Origin of the sequence: Boseongicola sp. (genome assembly GCA_014075275.1) — a bacterium.
Taxonomy (GTDB): domain Bacteria; phylum Pseudomonadota; class Alphaproteobacteria; order Rhodobacterales; family Rhodobacteraceae.
Genome location: CP046179.1, coordinates 71,167 through 89,840, shown reverse-complemented (window position 1 = coordinate 89,840; position 18,674 = coordinate 71,167). Strand labels below are relative to the sequence as shown.

Genomic DNA, 18,674 nt, shown 5'->3' with positions numbered 1-18,674 from the left:
CAAGAGGTCCCGGATCGGGTCCGGGACGGGTCGGCTAATGGTCCGAATTCACGCCAATCAAGTTGTCGTTCTCGGACATCACACGCCGTTTAATGGGCGTGTTTCAGTACATTCCAGCCAAAGATCAGCACGCCGATCAGCACCAGCAGCTCGGATATCGGTGCCAGCGGCACCATCGCCGCCTCGCTGATACTGTCGCTCAACAGCAGGAACAGCATCACATTCAGCACCACGGCACCCGCCGCATGTGCCCAGAAATGAATGCTCGCCAACCGGCCTTCCGCCATTGCCGGGAAGCTCTTGTAAGTTAACGCAAAAACCACCGACAAAACAAACCCTAAAAGGTTGATATGCGCGTGCGACGCCGCCAGCGAATGATCCCCTGACCCGCCCATATACATGCCAATAAACAGGCCGATCACCAGAAACACGGTGCCCAACAACAAAAAATTTCGAGATACGTTCATGACTTTGCCCTTTTGATGTGTTCGTTATTTGCCTGCTTGCGTGACTATGCTTAATCCAACCTCGTTCGCTTTGGCCATAACCATCGCGATGTCCGGCTCCTTCGGCTCTGGAAGCTCGGTCTGATCATCCGGCAGCGGGCTGCCGATTCCGGTGAAAAAGGCGTCATGCATGTGCCCCGGCGCGTTCACGATCAACAGGCGCGCAGGCGTGTCGCCAACCGCCTCAAAGGCATGTACCGCCCCATCCGGTATCACAATGAAATCGCCCTGCCCTGCCAACAACTCCCTGCCATCAACCAAAAATCCGACCTGCCCTTCAAGGATGTAGTAGCTCTCGGTTTCCCCGGCGTGATAGTTCGGCGGCGCTCCTGCGCCCGGCGGCACCAAACATTCTACGAAACAATATTTTCCCATAGTCTCGGACGGAAACGCATGAAACCGCAGCAAGGAATTCAGAACATTGTAAGTGCGCGGTCTATCAGACATTTCAAACTCCTTGACGACTCGGTTCGGTGACCTATGATAACTATGTCTCATAACGAGACAAGTGTCTTATTAGGTGGCATATGTCCGGACCCCATGAACGCACCGCCCAGAAGCACCGAACCAGAGAAGCCATCCTGGAAGGCGCGCGCGAATTGCTTTCCGAGGGCACAGCCATCACGGTTTCTGAGGCGGCAAAGCGAAAAGGCATATCGCGGGCAACCGCTTACCGATACTTCAAGAAACCTGCCGCCCTGGCAGCAGAAGCTGGCCTCGCGGTCGAAGTGGCCAGTTACGAAGATATAACCGAAGGCGCGACCACCGTCCGGGAAAAGTTGCTGGCGATCAACCTATACATGTTTGACCTGACACTTGAAAACGAGGTGGGATTTCGCCAATTCCTCGCGCGCTCTTTGGACACACATGCAAGCGGCAACGAACCAAGCGCCGGACGCCGTGGGGCAAGACGCATCAATATGTACCACCAAGCATTGGAACCGATCCGCGACAAAATTGACAGCAGCGTCGTTCAAAAACTGACCAGCGCATTGGCGGCCATCACAGGGATTGAGGCAATGATCGGATTACTGGATGTTGCCGCATTGGACAAATCCACAGTTCGACCCATCGTTGCTGAAATGGCCGAGGCTATAATCGACAAGTATCTTGTCGACATAACCGAATGACGCGCCCCAAGCCGCACACATTAGTGATTAAATATGTCTTAATAAATTAGTAAGGAAATTTAGTTTGCCTTAACTACCTGTGCCGTGGTCGAGTGCGATTGCACGCCAAAGGCGAACGCCTCGGATCGTGCCGCCTAAAATGCTCTTAGGTATTTCGAACGTCGAAACAGCGAGGGAAACAATGAAAATATTTACAGCTATGATTGCCGCTGCCGCAATCTTCGGTGCCACCACTGCATCCGCGGAAGTGCTGGACCCCAAAGGTATCAAAACAACCGGTGAATATAATGAGCACGGCACAAAGTATCCGGTAACAGGATTTCGCGGCCTGCCGTGGTCCATGCACTGGGAAGACATGAAAGATCAGGGCACCACTCAGTCCAACCGTTACAAAAGACTTCTGACTTGGGCAGAAGATAACGGCGTTGAAATAGATGCCGTCCCAAACACCGAGTATTCCTACACGACTGTTGTCGGCCCCGGCGCACCGCTGGAAGCTAAGAATATGTGGGCGGGAACATTCAGCTTTGAACCGGGTGCGGTTTATGGCGTCGGCCAACATGCGTCGTGGGAAATTTACCTTGTCGTCAAGGGTCAGGCGGACTTTTACAACTACGACAAAGTCACACATGCCAAAGAAGGCACATGGATCATCACACGGCCTTTCGATCCCCATGGCATCAAGAACACCTCCGAAACAGAGGATCTGGAAATCGCGTGGTTCTGGTGGAACGAAGATCCAAATCGTCCGAATTGGGCAACCGGTGGCTTGCCATTCCAGCCTGCACAATTGTGGATCGGTCGCGGATTGGACCCAGAATTGAAACCGTCTGACTTGCCAGCAGAACCAACCGGCGATGATCGCTTCAAATATATGTATGCCAGCGAAGACGAAGTTCAGTAACGCTGCACTTTAGGTCCATAAAGGCCCTTAAATCTGGCAGAGCGCGGCGCATATATCACCGCGCTCTGTTGTCTGTTTTCAATTGATATTTCGCACCCTGCCGCTCCCCAAAAGCCATTCCAATCTCTTAAAAACTGCCTCAACTGAAGGCGCTAACCCAGCAGAGAAGCGCCCTTTTCGATATTTGAAAAAATGCCAAACCTCCGGCAAACTCCCACCACATTTTCGCTCTAACAGGGTAGTCAGTTTATTCGTTTAGGAGAATTTTATGCTCAGGGGATCCATTTGCTCCATGGCGGCCGCTCTTGCACTATCGGGATGCTTTGCTGCGGAAAACTACTACGTTGAAACTAGGAACGGCTCAGACATCTACACTTTCCAAGTCAATGCACCCGCTTCAACCGCCTACAACCATTTTCTAAAGATGCAGGCCGAAAGTATCTGCCCACATGGATATCGCGTCGTCGATTCTAAGCTGTTGCGCCAAGGCTTCAGCCGTATGAACCCAGGCAGCATCTATCAAGTCACCATCGCCTGCCCCGCGCGGTAGGGCAGACAATCACCACGGCCATAAATGCGGCACCGCCGCACCTGAGCTGGATGAAACTCCGGCTTGGGCTATTCTCCCGATGGATCGCCACAATTTCGTCCGACACAGAGCCTAAAAGCGCTACCAAGTAACGAGGGAGAACGCCGCGATGTCAGACACGGCTAATGATGACCGGGCAAAATTCGGCTTGGCGGGCTTCCTTCTGGGGGCCGTTGCCGTGCTTGTCATACTCATCCAACTTTCTGCCTTCTTCGCTCCGAAAGAAGAGAAAAGCACCGGCCAGGTCATCGGAGAAATCGCCGCCGATATCCGCCAATCTGCTCAACGCGCCCTGTCAGGGGAACCTGCTCCGCCGCCTCCACCGCCCCAACAGGATTACTCCCAGATCATTACTATCGGCGCACTTTGCCTTGCTGGTCTGGCCATAGCGCTTGGCGGCATCGGCCTATTCAAACACGAACCCCGACCCCTGTCATTCATGGCCGTCGGGTTCGGAGCCTCAGCCTTTGTGATGCACTATGTATTCTGGCTGGCGATCTTGATCTGCGGCATCGCGCTCTTGATTAGCATCATCAATAATCTTGACGGCATACTTGGCGGCTGACCAAGACTCAACCGCAAGGAAGCTGGCCCAACCGGTCGGGGAATTGCCTTCAAAACGCTTCGGCCGGCTTGACCCTGAATTCCGACCGCCACCCTTATCTGCGCTCCGTCCAGCATTCGGCCATTCAAGACGTACCAGTGGTCCGGTGTGTTCCAGCACCAGTCAACCGGACTCGGCGTGCGGTGCCATTTACACAGTCCATAGAATTGCGGGCATTGCCGCCCCCTTTTCAAATTGAAATGCGACTCCGCTGTCTTGCCAACTCCAGATCGCAACCTTGCAGATTGGTCCGTGGCAAATCTCCTCCGAAACCGAAATCATGCGTTTCCAGATGTTGATTTACGACGAACGCCCCCCAAGGCATCCTGGACAAACTGCACCGGGGCGACTGTATCGTCGAAACGATTGGCGAGGACGGAACGCGCGCGCAACATCGAGAGACGACGGAGGGGACGAATGAAACACTCCCTTTGGGCATGAGTGAGAGATGCCCTATCACCGGCCTTTTTGATACCAGTGGAGAGGTCTCGTCACCCCTTAGTATCGGCAACTGCAGCGGTTGAGCGGGCGCAATCTCGACCAGAGATAACGGCGGCGGGTCAACCGGCAGCGGCTGTAACAGGTGATCCTCATCATTGATCACGAGACAACGGGGCGCCATCTTCGGATGGGCCCTTTTTGCGCGAGTTCCAATGTCCAAGCTCTTTGAAAGCCACGAGCCTCAGCACCCATCGCCCGCCCTGTTAACACCCAAACAACTTTTCTTAACCCCAATCCCACATCTAGCGGCGTTGCCGATTTTCGACCCTACGTGCACCGACGCGATACCGACGTGATACCGAAACCCCATTTAGCCCCATTCCCCTTAAAATACGGGCGTCAACGATTTCAGGTGTTGCCTGCGCACGCTTCCCCCACCGAACGTTGCGCAAAACAAAATAGCCCCGCCGTTTCCGGCGGGGCTATTTCGAACATTGCGCCCGATCGCACTGTTTTACATTGGTCGCCTCCCGCGCCTCGATGCGATAATCGGAACCGCGCAATTTGGACAATAACCAGGCACATCGAACGCACTGCGCTTTAGCTTGAAACGATCAATGTCAACGCGAGTCACACCGACATCCTGCAAAAAACGATCCGACAAAGTTTCCAAGCTATCATGCCCGCGCCGAGGATTGTTCAGCCTTACAAACAACCGTCGCAGCTTCTGGGCAATCGTTGGCGCAGGGCGCGGCGTTGGTTCGGCTGTTACTTTTGTGTCTGGAATAAAGTTTGGAATCACAACAGCTTCGGCATCTTCAATCTTCTCGAAATACATGGGTTGTTCCTTTCATAATTTCCTTGTTCGCTTCCCGCACCGGCGCAAAGCGGCCCCGAATGCCATCCGGGATTTGATTGGTTCATTTTCTGGTCCCGACATCCGACCGCCACACGTTGGAGGCTTTGGACTTAATCAGGCTTCAACGGCGGCGGGACACTTTGTTTTCCTTGAACTTCATCTCGCCATCGTGTTCTGACGACCACTTTTCTAAAGGGTCTACAGACTAGTTTTTCGCGAAGATTGCGCATCTCGTAAGAAATTCTCGCAATATTCATCCGATTATGCGAGAATTCCGCAAATCATTTGGTGGGCCAATGGACACGCTCGACGATTTCGACCAACGCATCCTCGACCTGCTACGGATGAACAGCCGCCGGACGGGTGAACAGTTGTCTGACCTGATTGGTTTGTCCCCTGCCGCCTGTCTGAGACGCGTTCAACGCCTGCGAAAGATCGGAGCAATCGATCGAGAGGTCGCCATCGCCTCTGCCCGGTTTCGGGATAAAGGCACGAAGATCATCGTTCTCATCACCATCGATCGGCAGAATCCCCGCTTGATGGATGAATACTGCAATAACCTACGCAGGCAGGACGAAGTTGTTAGTTTGAATTGGGTCACTGGCGACGACGACATTGTGATGATCGCTGAATGCAAGTCGATGGCAGACTTCGCCGATTTCAGCGCGCTTTATCTGAATGAAACGCCGGTCATAGGTTATAAGACGCTGGTTTCGCTGAAAGAATACGACACTATTTGTGACTAAGAAAAATGCCCCGCCGTTTCCGGCGGGGCTTCTTCAATCTCAAACCAGCGGGGTCAAATTCCACCCTGAGGTAGGCCGGGGTTCACCCCGGCACACGCCTCAAAGTCCGGTTGTTACGTCGATTGTGTTGCCGTCTTCCAGCGTAACATACGCCTTCTTAACGTCTTTCCGCTTGCCCAACTGCCCGCGAAACCGCTTGACCTTACCCTTGGTGATGGTCGTGTTCACGGCCTTCACCTTCACACCAAACAGGCCTTCAACAGCCTCTTTGATCTGTGGTTTGTTCGCGTCGATTGACACTTCAAAGACAACCGCACCGGCCTCAGAGGCCATGGTCGACTTTTCCGTGATGATCGGCTTGCGGATCACATCGTAATGCTCTGTTTTCGCACTCATTTTAAACGAGCCTCCAACGCTTCGACCCCTGCTTTTGTGATCACCAGGGTGTCACTCTTCAGGATGTCATAGACATTTGCACCCATCGTCGGCAGCACATCCACACCTTGGATGTTCTGTGCAGCGCGGGCGAAGTTTTCGTCCACAGCGGCCCCGTCGATCACCAATGCGCGCTTCCAGCCGAGGCTCGCAACCTGCTTGGCCAGTGCACCTGTTTTCACGTCCTTGGCAGACGCTTCATCCAGGATCACCAGATTGCCGGTTGCCGCTTTTGACGACAGCGCATGCTTCAGACCCAGTTTGCGGAACTTCTTGGTCAACTCGTGACCATGGCTCCGGGGCGTTGGACCCTTATAGATGCCACCACCGCGGAAGATCGGAGCGTTCCGGGACCCGTGGCGTGCGCCGCCGGTGCCCTTCTGGCGATAGATCTTCTTAGTGGAATAGCTTGTTTCGGAACGGGTTTTCACCTTGTGGGTCCCAGCTTGCGCATTGCTACGCTGCCAGCGAACCACGCGGTGCAGGATGTCGGCGCGCGGCTCGAGACCGTAGATCTCGTCGCCGAGATCGACCGACCCGGCTTTCTTGCCGTCCAGTTTGATCACGTCGAGTTTCATTCCTCACCGTCCTTCTTTTCAGCTTCAGCCGCTTGGGCTTCAGCAACTACATCTGTCTTCGCTTCTTCAGCCTCAGCAGCTTCCATCGCGGCCTGCTCTGCTGCAGCAGCTTCCGCTGCGGCGGCTTCGGCTTCGGCGGCAGCAGCAGCTTCTTCAGCAGCCTTTTCAGCAGCAGCAGCGGCAGATTTCAACGCAGCAGGCAGGATCACATTCTCAGGAACCGGCTTCTTAACCGCATCCTTGATCGTTACCCAGCCACCTTTGGAACCCGGAACAGCACCTTTGACCATGATCAGACAGCGGTCGGCGTCCGTGCGGACAACCTGAAGGTTTTGCGTCGTCACCCGGGCAGCACCCATGTGACCAGCCATCTTTTTGCCTTTGAAAACGCGACCAGGATCCTGACACTGACCCGTTGAACCGTGACTACGGTGCGAGATCGACACACCGTGGGTGGCCCGAAGACCACTAAAGTTCCAACGTTTCATAGCGCCTTGGAAGCCTTTACCGATGGACGTGCCAGACACGTCTACGAATTGGCCTTCAAAGTAATGGTTCGCGGTAATCTCTTCGCCCACGTCGATCAGGTTTTCCGCATCAACGCGAAATTCCGCAATCTTCCGCTTCGGCTCAACCTTGGCGGCGGAGAAGTGTCCGCGCATAGCTTGCGAGGTCCGCTTGGCCTTTGCAGTGCCCGCACCAAGCTGAACAGCCGAATAGCCGTCCGTCTCAGCCGTGCGTTTTGCAACAACCTGAAGTTTGTCCAGTTGGAGAACGGTCACAGGGATCTGCTTTCCGTCGTCCATGAAAAGCCGGGTCATGCCGACTTTTTTAGCGATCACACCAGAGCGCAACATAATCTATGCCCCCCTTAGACCGAAATCTGAACGTCCACACCAGCAGCAAGATCGAGCTTCATCAGCGCGTCAACTGTCTGGGGTGTTGGATCAACGATGTCGAGAAGACGCTTGTGCGTCCGGATTTCGAACTGATCACGGGATTTCTTGTCAACGTGTGGACCACGAAGAACCGTGAACTTCTCAATCTTGTTTGGCATCGGGATTGGCCCACGGACAGTTGCGCCAGTGCGCTTTGCCGTGTTGACGATTTCCTGAGTGCTGGCATCCAACACACGGTAATCAAAGGCTTTTAGCCGGATGCGGATGTTCTGACTGGCGACTGCCATTGTCTTATCCTTTCGTTGAGAGGTGGAGGCCGTCAGACCTCCACATCGAACTAGTTTCGTTTACTCGACGATTTTCGACACGACGCCGGCGCCGACGGTGCGGCCGCTTTCGCGGATCGCAAAGCGCAGGCCCTGTTCCATCGCAATCGGCGCGATCAGCTCAACGCCGAACGACACGTTGTCGCCGGGCATGACCATCTCGGTGCCAGCGGCCAGTTCAACTGTGCCGGTGACGTCCGTCGTGCGGAAGTAGAACTGCGGGCGATAGTTCGCGAAGAACGGCGTGTGGCGGCCACCTTCGTCCTTGGTCAGGATATAGGCCTCGGCCTCGAACTTGGTGTGCGGCTTGACCGAACCCGGCTTACACAGAACCTGACCGCGCTCAACGCCGTCACGATCAACACCACGCAAAAGTGCGCCGATGTTGTCGCCTGCTTCACCACGATCCAACAGCTTGCGGAACATTTCAACGCCTGTGCAGGTCGTCTTCTTGTTGTCGCGGATGCCGACGATTTCGATCTCGTCGCCCACGTTGATCACGCCACGCTCAACACGCCCCGTCGCAACCGTGCCGCGACCCGAGATCGAGAACACGTCCTCGACTGGCATCAGGAACGGCTGGTCAATCGCGCGCTCTGGGGTTGGGATCCATTCGTCAACAGCCGCCATCAGCGCCTTGATCGACTCTTCGCCGATCTCGGGCGAGTTGCCTTCCATTGCCGCCAGAGCCGAGCCCTTGATGATCGGAATATCGTCGCCAGGGTAATCGTAGCTGCTCAGCAGTTCACGGATTTCCATTTCGACCAGTTCCAGAAGCTCTTCGTCGTCAACCTGGTCAACCTTGTTCATGTAAACGACCATAGTCGGGATGCCGACCTGGCGACCCAAGAGGATGTGCTCGCGGGTCTGAGGCATCGGGCCGTCAGCTGCGTTCACAACCAGGATCGCGCCGTCCATCTGTGCGGCACCAGTGATCATGTTCTTCACATAGTCAGCGTGGCCAGGGCAGTCGACGTGCGCATAGTGGCGCGCTTCGGTTTCATATTCGACGTGCGCCGTCGAGATCGTGATCCCGCGCGCTTTTTCCTCAGGCGCGCCATCAATCTGGTCATACGCTTTGAAGTCGCCAAAATACTTCGTGATCGCCGCCGTCAGCGTCGTCTTGCCGTGGTCAACGTGACCAATCGTGCCAATGTTAACGTGCGGTTTATTACGTTCAAACTTTGCCTTTGCCATGATGGCCTCCTTATCGTCTCGGGTGGCGGGGAAACCCCGCCCTACGGGTTGTGGGTAGGCCGGGGTTCACCCCGGCATCCCGGTTATGCGTATTTCGCTTGGATCTCTTCCGAAATGTTATTCGGAACCGGATCGTAGTGATCGAACTGCATTGTGAAGTTCGCACGACCCGATGACATCGAGCGCAGGTTGTTGATGTAACCAAACATGTTGGCCAGCGGCACGAAGGCGTCGATTGCGATGGCGTTGCCGCGCGAATCCTGACCCTGCACCTGACCTCGACGGGATGTCAGATCACCGATGATGCCGCCGGTGTATTCATCCGGCGTTACAACTTCGACTTTCATGATCGGCTCAAGCAGTTTCGCACCGGCTTTTCTCATGCCTTCGCGCATACACATGCGTCCGGCGATTTCAAAAGCCAGAACGCTGGAGTCAACGTCGTGGTATTTACCGTCGATCAAAGCCACCTTGAAGTCGATCACAGGGAAACCAGCCAGAGGCCCGCTGTCCATGACCGAATTGATGCCTTTTTCAACACCCGGGATGTATTCCTTGGGCACCGAACCACCAACGACACGGCTTTCGAAGGAATAGCCTTCGCCAGCTTCTGTCGGAGAAATGATCATCTTCACTTCGCCGAACTGACCAGAACCACCCGACTGTTTCTTGTGGGTATAGGTGTGCTCGACTTCGCGGCTGATAGTCTCACGATACGCAACCTGTGGCGCACCGATGTTGGCCTCAACTTTGAATTCGCGCTTCAGACGGTCGATCAGGATGTCCAGGTGAAGTTCGCCCATGCCCTTCATGATCGTCTGACCGCTTTCCAGGTCAGTCTCAACACGGAAGGATGGATCCTCAGCAGCTAGACGCTGCAAACCGAGAGACATCTTTTCTTGATCAGCCTTCGTCTTCGGCTCCACCGCAATCTCGATAACCGGATCAGGGAACGTCATCGTTTCCAGAACAACCGGATCGTGGACCGAAGACAGCGTATCGCCTGTGGTCGTGTCCTTCAGACCGGCCAGCGCGATGATGTCGCCCGCAAATGCTTCGGTGATCTCGTCCTGCTTGTTCGAGTGCATCATGACCATACGGCCAATGCGCTCTTTCTTGCCTTTGGTCGAGTTGATCAGGTTGTCACCCTTGGCCATCTTACCCGAGTAAATACGGGTGAAGGTCAGCGTGCCCATGTAAGGGTCGTTCATGATTTTGAACGCCAGACCCGAAAAAGGCATGTCGTCGTCCGCACGGCGGGCGATGTCACGTGTTTCTGTCTCGTCACCGGGTTTGAAGCCCATGTAATCAACAACATCCAGCGGGCTGGGTAAGAAGTCGATCACGGCGTTGAGCAAAGGCTGAACGCCTTTGTTCTTAAACGCAGAACCAGCCAGAACCGGAATGAACTTAATCTCAAGCGTGCCTTTACGGATCAGCGCGCGCAGCGTGTCCACGTCAGGCTCTTCGCCTTCCAGGTACGCCATCATCGCGTCGTCGTCCATTTCGACGGCGGTTTCAATCAGCTTGCCGCGCCATTCGTTGGCCAGCTCTTTCAGACTGTCGCGAATAGGGCGTTTTTCCCAGGACGCGCCCAGGTCTTCGCCAGCCCAAACCCACTCTTCCATGGTGATCAGATCAACAATGCCTTCAAGCTCAGTCTCGGCGCCGATTGGGATCTGAACGGGTGCCGGAATAGCACCTGTGCGATCCTGGATCATGTGCACGCAGTTGAAGAAGTCAGCGCCGATCTTGTCCATCTTGTTGACGAACACAATGCGCGGAACTTTATACCGGTCTGCCTGACGCCAAACCGTTTCAGTCTGTGGCTCGACACCGGCGTTGGCGTCCAGAACGGCAACTGCGCCATCCAGAACTGCCAGCGAACGCTCAACTTCAATGGTGAAGTCAACGTGGCCGGGTGTGTCGATGATGTTCAGACGATGCTTTTCGGTATCGGCTGTTTCACCGTCTTCGGTCCGCTCCCAGAAAGTGGTCGTGGCAGCCGATGTGATCGTGATGCCGCGTTCCTGCTCCTGCTCCATCCAGTCCATGGTGGCAGCGCCATCATGCACTTCGCCGATGTTGTGGGATTTGCCGGTGTAATACAGGATGCGCTCGGAACAGGTGGTTTTGCCTGCATCGATATGCGCCATAATCCCGAAGTTACGGTAGCGGTTTAGTGGATATTCGCGTGCCATTGGGGCTGCTCCTAGGGACGTCTGTTACCAGCGGTAGTGGCTGAACGCTTTGTTGGCGTCGGCCATCTTGTGGGTGTCTTCACGCTTTTTCACGGCCGAACCACGACCATTCACAGCATCGGACAATTCACCAGCAAGACGCTCTTCCATGGTATTTTCGTTGCGGCTTTTGGCGGCTGCGATCAGCCAGCGAATTGCCAGCGCTTCGCGACGCTCGGGGCGCACTTCGACAGGAACCTGATACGTCGCACCACCAACCCGGCGCGAGCGAACCTCGACCGACGGTTTGATCAGCTCAAGACCCTCGTGGAACACTTCCAACGGGGACTTCTTCAGGCGATCTTCAACACGATCAAACGCATTGTAAACGATGCGCTCGGCGACGGATTTCTTGCCGTCAACCATCAGGTTGTTCATGAATTTGGTCAGAACCCGGTCACCATATTTGGCATCAGGCAGAACTTCGCGCTTTTCGGCGGCGTGACGACGAGACATCTCAGATTCCTCTTACTTCGGACGCTTGGCGCCGTATTTCGAACGACGCTGCTTACGGTCTTTGACGCCCTGGGTATCCAGAACACCGCGCAGAATGTGGTAACGCACACCCGGAAGGTCTTTTACCCGGCCACCACGGATCAGAACCACAGAGTGCTCCTGAAGGTTATGGCTTTCGCCCGGGATATAGCTGATGACCTCGAAACCATTGGTCAGGCGCACTTTTGCAACCTTCCGCATGGCCGAGTTCGGCTTCTTTGGCGTCGTTGTATAGACGCGGGTGCAAACGCCGCGCTTTTGCGGGCAGCTCTCGAGGTGCTGGGACTTCGAGCGTTTTACTTTTGGCTGCCGGGGTTTCCGGATCAGCTGTTGGATCGTGGGCATTGGGTTAATCTTCCCCGTGTTGCAACACTTATGTCTTCTCCCGCATCAGATGCGGGCATTTCGGTTCATGGGATACGCGCGTATCCCGGCTTCGTCGTCGCGCAGTCGTGCGACCACGAAAACGCATTCAACCGCAGCGCTCCCAATCTGTCGGGAACACGCGGTGGGTATCCAGAGGATCGGAGCAATTTTGCCCGGATCATGACCACTTACATCTGTTAAAGCCTTGTCGAGCGATCAACCCGAGAGGCCAAGTGCGCGCCGTATAGAAGGAGTCGCAGACCCTGTCAACAGCACCCAAGCCCTGAAATCAGGCACTTTCCTCACCTGTTGCAGCCGTCTGCGTCGCACGCTCGCGCCAAAGTGTATAAACCCCAGTCGCAACAACGATCACAGCCCCGATCATCGTCAAGGAATCGGGCCATTCGTCAAAGACAATCAGGCCCAGAAACAGCGCCGCCAGCAGACTGGTATAGCGAAACGGCGCAACAAAACCGATGTCTCCCACACGCATCGCCATGACCGCAAAAAGATACGCGGCGATCACTGAAACCACCGCACCAGCAAGAAAGGCAATGTCCAAAGTCGTCATGGGAACCCAATCGGTGAACGTCGCCCCGACGCTGGCGAACACCAAAATGCCAACGGCTGCCGAAATCGCCACGGTCATTGACGGCACTTCGCTAGATAGGCGCCGCGCCGCCAGATCGCGGATTGTCACACATACAACCGCCGCCAATGCGTAGACCGAATATATCGAAAAAACATCTCCGCCAGGCTGCACAATCAGCATGACGCCAGCAAACCCAACGCCAATGGCAACAAACCGGCGCCATCCCACGTTCTCACCAAAAATCAGCATTGCCCCTAAGGAAACCGTCAGCGGCAGGGCCTGAAGAATAGCCGTGACATTGGCAATTGGCATCTTGAACAGCGCCGTCAAAAAGAAATAGGCCGCCGCCGTTTCCGAAGCTGAGCGGATCAGGATCAATTTCCTGTCCTTCTTCGGAATTGGCATCGAAAACGCCCCTGCTCTCCAGGCCATCACCGCCATGATCGCCACAACGGCCAAACCACGCACGAACAAAAGCTGAAAGAACGGGATATGGTCGCCAAGCAATTTGACGAAAGCATCGTTGATGGTGAACGTTGTCATGGACCCTGCCATGAACAAAGCACCAGCCAGATTGGGAGAAAGAGACTTCATTCCGTGCAGATAAGCCGGAATGCGCAGCGCGGCCAAGAGTTGAATTCAACGATCAGGCTTGACATGTAATCTGTAGATTACACAAATGGAGCACCCGAGATTCGAAAGGAACTTTGATGCTGCGTCCCGTGATGACTGCCCTGGCCTGCGTTGCAGCCTTGCCTGCCCTTGCCGCCAACCTGTCCCAAACCGCCCACTACCCCGGTGCCGGTGCCGATGCCCTGTTCAATCTCTACGCCTCGTCGGCAGGCCATCAGCAGATTACCGGCCTGCCCGCATCCTATCGCAACGCCAATGGCGAAGACGTCGATCAGGCCGTTGTTGGCGGCGATCTGATGGCGTTTTGTTTTCAACCCGGCCAATGCGGCCTGAACGCGCGCGTCCTCGACATCAGCAATGCGCCAGGCCAGCACACCATGACCATGTCGTGGTGGAACTTCGGCTGGGTCTCAGCAGTTGATCCCGCCGATCTCGCAATCGAGGGCCGCGGCTCTCCAGACAGCATCCTGGTGGTCACCTTCAGCGACACTCACACCGGAGCCCAGATCGAATTGGTTCAGGTCAACGTGCCCGACTACAAGGTCAACATCCCCAACCCCGACGGCTCTGTCGAAACTGGCCCTTTAAGCCAGATCGTCAACACCCACTGGAACACACTCTACTGGGACGGCTTCCGCCGCCTTGTTTCCCAATGACATCGCAAACCCCAAGGAAAGCACTGATATGAGCACCGGAAACGCAAATCCCGAATTTAGCGGCAATTGTGCCCTGGCGGCGTCGATCAAAAAGGGCGCAACCGACGGCGTCCCCGTCGGCAAACCCGATGTCGCAGTTGAAATGGGCGGCAAGACCTATCTGTTTTCCAACGGCGTCGCCCGCATGATCTGGCGGCTGACCTATGCACCGTCCGGCAAATTGATGCGCTGGGTCGTCCTTTTAGCCGTCGTCGCCGGATTGCTATGGCTCGTCCGCAGGCTTTTGGCCTAGGCTGGTCCCCGCAATCAAAGCCGGGGGCCCCATTGACCTATAAAAATGACGGAATTTACAGCGCCATCGCTGACCCGCACCGCCGCCGCATGCTGGATATCCTTGCCGGCGGCGACAAAAGCGCCGGCGAGATTGCCGCCGAATTCGACATCTCGCGCCCCGCCGTTGTGAACCACCTGCGCATACTGGAAGAAAACCGCCTGATTTCCATCCACCAACACGGCCGCCAACGCATCCATCACCTCACGCCTGCACCCCTGCGCGAGATACAGGATTGGGTCGACAGCTATGACCGGTTCTGGAAGTCCAAACTGAGCGACCTGAAGACACTGGTCGAAAAGCGCGCCGCAAAAAAACCTCCGAAGGGAAGCATATGACTCATATTCACCAGTCGGTCACAATCGACGCCCCGCTTGAGATGGTCTGGGAGTATTTCACCGACAGCGCAAAGATTGCCGAATGGCTGATGCCCAACACCTTCCGTTCAGAACTCGGCGCGGGCTTTACAATGGATTGCCCGCCCGGCATCGGCTCGGGCGCGCCGGTAGAATGCGAAATCCGGGACATCACAGCGCCCAACGACGGCGAAGCCCGGCTGGTCTATACCTGGATCATCGACCAACCCCACACCGAAACCCTGCTGGAAGTCTCATTTCGCCAGATCCGCGACACAACCCATGTGGACGTTGTGCATTCCGGCTGGGAAGACGGCGAAAGCGATCTCAGAACACGCCACGCCATGGGTTGGCAACATCTGCTGGGGGTGCGTTTGCGCGCGTGTATCGAGTAAAGCCAACGCAGCCGCTCCGCATCTTGACGCTAACCCCAAAAGCTTATTTGGCGTTTTCGCCATAAAAGTAGAGCTTTTCTCCGGAGAGGGTCTGTTGAATCCAATCCTCAAAATCGGCGGGCTTCATTGCTGCCCAATCGGGCGTGTCCAAAACCTGGGCCTGCCCAATGCGGCGGCCGATCCCACTAATGGACTTGGCCGTTGCGCAACGTTCGGCGTCATACCGAGCCAAGAGTTCGGGGACATCAAGGGCATCAGCGGCAATGGCTTCCAGTGCCATAGCATCCTCTAACGCCTTGGTTGCACCACTAGCAGTATGGGGTCGAGGAACTGTTCCAGCGTCGCCAATTAACAGCAACCGGTCCGATACATAGGTGTCGACGACACTGTCATAGATCGGCTGTATCGAAATGTCTTCACGACGCGAATGGGCGATAAGGTCCCTGCTTGACGGCGGAAAATGTACCTCCAGAAGGTTCTGGAGTTCAGTGAAAACCTTCTCAGTTACCGAACCAGGCGAGACCGACTCTACCCCATTTAGGCGCAGAGCCTCGGGGCAGCGACCATAAATAGCCCAGTTTACCCGCCGTCCGCCCGGGGTATTGGTGCCATCAAAGTCAGGGATCATGTACAAAACGCCATGCCCGCCTGGGTATGGCATGGTCAACCAGGCCATATCCTTGTCGATTATTTCGATTAGCTTGCGATCCTGCACTTCAGATTCGTGGAAATTTCCGCGCCACAAGATGTATCCAGCATACTCAGGCTTGGTGTCTGGGTGCAATTCGCGCCTCACTTCCGAATTGTAGCCATCCGCGCCAATCAGCAGATCAAAATAAGAGGTGGTCCTGTCGGTAAACTCTACACGCACATCGTCAGGTCCCTGCTCAAAATGGGCAAGTTGTTTGCCCTCGTGATAGATTTCATCAGGTACAAGATTGCGCAATGCACTCCATAGGTTGCCCCAATTATTGGCAAACGCGGGCGTGGTTTGCGTCCAAAGATTTCGCCCGTCGCGTGTCCCATCGGGAAACATCCAAACCGCTTTTTCAGTTCACAATTTGGAAATTCCTTTGGCAGATACGCTCTTTCCATCAACTTTGCTCGCAATGGACCAGGGATGGCTATGCCTGACCCACGATCCCTGAGACCATGAGAAGAGCGTTCAAATACTTCGACATCGCAACCGGCTCTTGTCAGCGCTGCAGCCGCTGCGCAGCCCGCAATGCTACCGCCGATGATTCCTACTTTCGCTCCTTCAATTGACATATCGTTCCTCATCATGCCTTGTAACAGAATTCTTAACTTTATCTTGTATAGTTAATTTTATCTTGTAAAGTAAAAAGATGAAAACACAAAGAAAAACCAGGCAGCGTCGTGATTTAACAGTGGAAAAAATCATCGAAGCTGCATTGGATGTTTTGAAATCCAGCGATCCATCCGCACTGACGATGCGTCGCGTCGCCGAAAACTGTGGCGTGTCTGCAATGGCGATCTACCATCACGTCGACGACAAGGATCAGCTTGCGAACATGGCGGCGGACAGCATTTTTCTGGCCGCCGCTAAAGCAGAACGGAATGGAGCGAATTGGCGCGAAAAATGTATCGACCTCTGGTCCACAATCCGCGCAGGACTTCTGGAAACTCCAGGGGCGGGCATGATTTGGGTGCGACAGGCCGTGCTTGGGCCCGGCACAGCTTCAGCCACTGAACAGATGTTTCAGCTTTTGAAAGAGGGTGGACTCTCGGGGTCAAAAATTGCCGAAGCAAATGACGCAATGACCATGCTTACAATTGGGTCCGTTGCAAATGACCTCACACGGCCAGCCAAAATACGCGAGAAACTGGGCGAGCAACTGGCGGGTGAAGATACGCCGCTGTTGAATGAGAATATGAAAACCTACGCGCACAGAAATGGTGAAGAAAGATATCGGCTTGCACTGAATTGGATTCTAGATGGAGTCGTAGGACGTTGAATTGATCACCCGTTGAACTCACAGCTCGAAGCTGCCATTCGCCGCACCAAGTAAGAATGACCGAGTTGCGGGACAAATCTACCGTCGGGTGAAGCGCCAAAATATCACGAGCTTCACTCTTTGAGGACATTCAAGCCTGAAAACGTATCTCGGTTCTTAATAAATTTCTGAGAAATAAATTCTATAAAAGCACGAACTCTAGGAAGTTGCTTCCTGTCTGGGTGATAAAGTATCCAAATACCCAAATCAGGATATGACACCGGTTCAGGAACGACGCGACACATCGCTTGGTCGGCGTCCGCCCAATAGCAGGGAAGAACAGCAATACCCATCCCTGAACGCACCATCGCATTCATAACCAAAAAGCTGTCCGCATAATGCACAACTTCTAATGCTCGCAAATGATCGGGTATCATTGCTTCGATATGACGCTCGTCCACCCATCCAATCCATCCGTTGGATTTGCCCTCATCACTCGAGTCTCTGGCCTTGTAAATACCAAGGCCAAATTGGCACAAACGCTTTCCCGTCAACCTTTGATCTGGGCCCCGGCTGACGCGCAAGGCTATGTCTGCTTTACCACGAATGAGATCTACGGCGTCCAATCCAGCCAAAACGGAAATTTCAATTTTTGGATGCTCAGTTTGGAACTGGGCGAGATGCGGAGCCAGAAAGCGATCAACCATCATATCGACGCAAGCAATCGAAAGAGGCCCTGAAATGTTTTCCTTGGTGTCGGCCAGGCTACCAACGGTCAAGTGCAGATCAGCTTCAGTTTTTTCGGCCAATGTACAAAACTCTTGACCGGCTTCAGTCAGAACAGCCCCTTCAGGCCTTCGTTCGACTAGTTTGGTTTTTAGTTTGGCTTCAAATGCAATGAGTCGGCGTGAAATGGTAGACTGATTGACACCCAGAATTCTTGCGGCTCCCGACAGAGACCCAGACCGATGCACGGCAAGGAGAAGGCGAAGGTCATCCCAATTCATGCCATGCACTAACGCATGGTAGCAATGCATTGATCAAGATTTATATGTTCTGGCGCATAGGTTAGATTGGTTTCATCCTCGTTACCGAATGGGACATCGTCATGTCAGCATACTTCATCGCGCAGATAGATATTCACGATCCAGACGAATATCGAAACTACCTCGAAGGTTTCATGCCTATTTTCGAGCGATATAGTGGGCGTTTGCTGGTTTCCTCATCGAAGAAACCAAAAGTGGTGGAGGGAAGTTGGAGTTTATCGCGTATAGTGCTGATGGAGTTTCCAGACCAAGAGCATGCTCAAAACTGGTTGAACGACGCCGAATATCAAAGGCTGGCGCATTACCGCCATCAATCGGCGCAAACAAATCTAGTTCTAGTCGATGGCATCGTCTGATTAATCGACGGTATACGCCAATACTACCACTACTACTTC

Annotated in this window: 27 protein-coding genes; 12 read left to right on the top strand and 15 right to left on the bottom strand. The window is 54.5% G+C overall.

The features are described from left to right. Positions 1–89: 89 nt before the first annotated feature. On the bottom strand, positions 90–440 hold the full coding sequence (locus tag GKR98_00430) for a TonB-dependent receptor (protein ID QMU56804.1): 351 nt from the start codon (positions 438–440) through the stop codon (positions 90–92). Positions 441–491: 51 nt separating this feature from the next. Next, positions 492–1,004, bottom strand: a complete 513-nt coding sequence (locus tag GKR98_00425) for a cupin domain-containing protein (protein ID QMU56803.1) — start codon at positions 1,002–1,004, stop codon at positions 492–494. Between the two features lie 29 nt (positions 1,005–1,033). Here GKR98_00425 and GKR98_00420 point away from each other — a divergent pair, with 29 nt between their 5' ends. The 4 genes from GKR98_00420 (at position 1,034) to GKR98_00405 (ending at position 3,694) form a co-directional block, all read left to right on the top strand. Continuing rightward, positions 1,034–1,636 (top strand): TetR family transcriptional regulator, encoded by a 603-nt coding sequence (locus tag GKR98_00420; GenBank protein ID QMU56802.1) that lies wholly within the window; start codon positions 1,034–1,036, stop codon positions 1,634–1,636. A 139-nt stretch (positions 1,637–1,775) separates the two neighbouring features. After that, a complete protein-coding gene (locus GKR98_00415; protein ID QMU56801.1) occupies positions 1,776–2,540 on the top strand; it encodes a cupin domain-containing protein in 765 nt (254 codons plus the stop codon). A 292-nt stretch (positions 2,541–2,832) separates the two neighbouring features. Then, positions 2,833–3,090 (top strand): hypothetical protein, encoded by a 258-nt coding sequence (locus GKR98_00410; protein ID QMU56800.1) that lies wholly within the window; start codon positions 2,833–2,835, stop codon positions 3,088–3,090. A gap of 148 nt (positions 3,091–3,238) precedes the next feature. Then, positions 3,239–3,694, top strand: a complete 456-nt coding sequence (locus GKR98_00405) for a hypothetical protein (GenBank protein QMU56799.1) — start codon at positions 3,239–3,241, stop codon at positions 3,692–3,694. A 994-nt stretch (positions 3,695–4,688) separates the two neighbouring features. Here the strand turns inward: GKR98_00405 and GKR98_00400 are convergent. Further along, positions 4,689–5,012: a hypothetical protein gene (locus GKR98_00400; GenBank protein QMU56798.1), complete on the bottom strand. Its 324-nt coding sequence runs from the start codon at positions 5,010–5,012 to the stop codon at positions 4,689–4,691. A gap of 284 nt (positions 5,013–5,296) precedes the next feature. On the opposite strand from GKR98_00400, the gene GKR98_00395 reads away from it, so the two are divergent. Further along, positions 5,297–5,779: an AsnC family transcriptional regulator gene (locus tag GKR98_00395; protein ID QMU56797.1), complete on the top strand. Its 483-nt coding sequence runs from the start codon at positions 5,297–5,299 to the stop codon at positions 5,777–5,779. Between the two features lie 99 nt (positions 5,780–5,878). Here GKR98_00395 and GKR98_00390 read toward each other — a convergent pair whose 3' ends face one another. The 8 genes from GKR98_00390 to GKR98_00355 form a co-directional block, all read right to left on the bottom strand. Then, a complete protein-coding gene (locus tag GKR98_00390) occupies positions 5,879–6,175 on the bottom strand; it encodes a 50S ribosomal protein L23 (protein ID QMU56796.1) in 297 nt (98 codons plus the stop codon). Further along, positions 6,172–6,792 (bottom strand): 50S ribosomal protein L4, encoded by a 621-nt coding sequence (gene rplD, locus GKR98_00385; protein QMU56795.1) that lies wholly within the window; start codon positions 6,790–6,792, stop codon positions 6,172–6,174. The genes GKR98_00390 and rplD overlap by 4 nt, the downstream gene beginning before the upstream one ends. After that, a complete protein-coding gene (gene rplC, locus GKR98_00380; protein QMU56794.1) occupies positions 6,789–7,649 on the bottom strand; it encodes a 50S ribosomal protein L3 in 861 nt (286 codons plus the stop codon). The genes rplD and rplC overlap by 4 nt, the downstream gene beginning before the upstream one ends. 14 nt (positions 7,650–7,663) lie before the next feature. Further along, a complete protein-coding gene (rpsJ, locus tag GKR98_00375) occupies positions 7,664–7,978 on the bottom strand; it encodes a 30S ribosomal protein S10 (GenBank protein ID QMU56793.1) in 315 nt (104 codons plus the stop codon). A gap of 60 nt (positions 7,979–8,038) precedes the next feature. Then, positions 8,039–9,214 (bottom strand): elongation factor Tu, encoded by a 1,176-nt coding sequence (gene tuf / locus GKR98_00370; GenBank protein ID QMU56792.1) that lies wholly within the window; start codon positions 9,212–9,214, stop codon positions 8,039–8,041. 83 nt (positions 9,215–9,297) lie between these two features. After that, entirely contained in the window at positions 9,298–11,415 is a 2,118-nt protein-coding gene (gene fusA / locus GKR98_00365) for an elongation factor G (GenBank protein ID QMU56791.1), read from the bottom strand. A gap of 24 nt (positions 11,416–11,439) precedes the next feature. After that, on the bottom strand, positions 11,440–11,910 hold the full coding sequence (gene rpsG / locus GKR98_00360) for a 30S ribosomal protein S7 (protein ID QMU56790.1): 471 nt from the start codon (positions 11,908–11,910) through the stop codon (positions 11,440–11,442). Between the two features lie 12 nt (positions 11,911–11,922). Continuing rightward, positions 11,923–12,294: a 30S ribosomal protein S12 gene (locus tag GKR98_00355; protein ID QMU56789.1), complete on the bottom strand. Its 372-nt coding sequence runs from the start codon at positions 12,292–12,294 to the stop codon at positions 11,923–11,925. 30 nt (positions 12,295–12,324) lie between these two features. Between GKR98_00355 and GKR98_00350 the strand changes: the two genes are divergently transcribed. Continuing rightward, entirely contained in the window at positions 12,325–12,516 is a 192-nt protein-coding gene (locus GKR98_00350; protein ID QMU56788.1) for a hypothetical protein, read from the top strand. An 88-nt stretch (positions 12,517–12,604) separates the two neighbouring features. On the opposite strand, the gene GKR98_00345 is transcribed toward GKR98_00350, so the two are convergent. Then, complete coding sequence (locus GKR98_00345) at positions 12,605–13,501, bottom strand: EamA family transporter (protein ID QMU56787.1); 897 nt, start codon at positions 13,499–13,501, stop codon at positions 12,605–12,607. Between the two features lie 116 nt (positions 13,502–13,617). Between GKR98_00345 and GKR98_00340 the strand changes: the two genes are divergently transcribed. The 4 genes from GKR98_00340 to GKR98_00325 are packed head-to-tail and all read left to right on the top strand — an operon-like array spanning position 13,618 to position 15,278. Then, positions 13,618–14,196 (top strand): hypothetical protein, encoded by a 579-nt coding sequence (locus tag GKR98_00340; protein ID QMU56786.1) that lies wholly within the window; start codon positions 13,618–13,620, stop codon positions 14,194–14,196. Between the two features lie 28 nt (positions 14,197–14,224). Next, a complete protein-coding gene (locus GKR98_00335; protein QMU56785.1) occupies positions 14,225–14,488 on the top strand; it encodes a hypothetical protein in 264 nt (87 codons plus the stop codon). Beyond that, positions 14,461–14,865 (top strand): metalloregulator ArsR/SmtB family transcription factor, encoded by a 405-nt coding sequence (locus GKR98_00330; protein QMU56784.1) that lies wholly within the window; start codon positions 14,461–14,463, stop codon positions 14,863–14,865. The genes GKR98_00335 and GKR98_00330 overlap by 28 nt, the downstream gene beginning before the upstream one ends. Continuing rightward, complete coding sequence (locus tag GKR98_00325; protein QMU56783.1) at positions 14,862–15,278, top strand: hypothetical protein; 417 nt, start codon at positions 14,862–14,864, stop codon at positions 15,276–15,278. The genes GKR98_00330 and GKR98_00325 overlap by 4 nt, the downstream gene beginning before the upstream one ends. Positions 15,279–15,321: 43 nt before the next feature. On the opposite strand, the gene GKR98_00320 is transcribed toward GKR98_00325, so the two are convergent. Both GKR98_00320 and GKR98_00315 read right to left on the bottom strand, forming a co-directional pair. After that, a complete protein-coding gene (locus GKR98_00320) occupies positions 15,322–16,314 on the bottom strand; it encodes a hypothetical protein (protein ID QMU56782.1) in 993 nt (330 codons plus the stop codon). Further along, positions 16,140–16,562, bottom strand: coding sequence for an NAD(P)-binding protein (locus GKR98_00315; GenBank protein ID QMU56781.1), 423 nt, complete (start codon positions 16,560–16,562; stop codon positions 16,140–16,142). The genes GKR98_00320 and GKR98_00315 overlap by 175 nt, the downstream gene beginning before the upstream one ends. 62 nt (positions 16,563–16,624) lie before the next feature. On the opposite strand from GKR98_00315, the gene GKR98_00310 reads away from it, so the two are divergent. Continuing rightward, positions 16,625–17,254, top strand: a complete 630-nt coding sequence (locus tag GKR98_00310; GenBank protein ID QMU56780.1) for a TetR family transcriptional regulator — start codon at positions 16,625–16,627, stop codon at positions 17,252–17,254. A gap of 113 nt (positions 17,255–17,367) precedes the next feature. Here the strand turns inward: GKR98_00310 and GKR98_00305 are convergent, their stop codons facing one another. Beyond that, on the bottom strand, positions 17,368–18,270 hold the full coding sequence (locus GKR98_00305; protein QMU56779.1) for a LysR family transcriptional regulator: 903 nt from the start codon (positions 18,268–18,270) through the stop codon (positions 17,368–17,370). A 71-nt stretch (positions 18,271–18,341) separates the two neighbouring features. On the opposite strand from GKR98_00305, the gene GKR98_00300 reads away from it, so the two are divergent. Continuing rightward, positions 18,342–18,635 carry a DUF1330 domain-containing protein gene (locus GKR98_00300; protein ID QMU56778.1) on the top strand — a complete coding sequence of 98 codons (294 nt, stop codon included), beginning with the start codon at positions 18,342–18,344 and terminating at the stop codon, positions 18,633–18,635. Positions 18,636–18,674 lie beyond the last annotated feature (39 nt).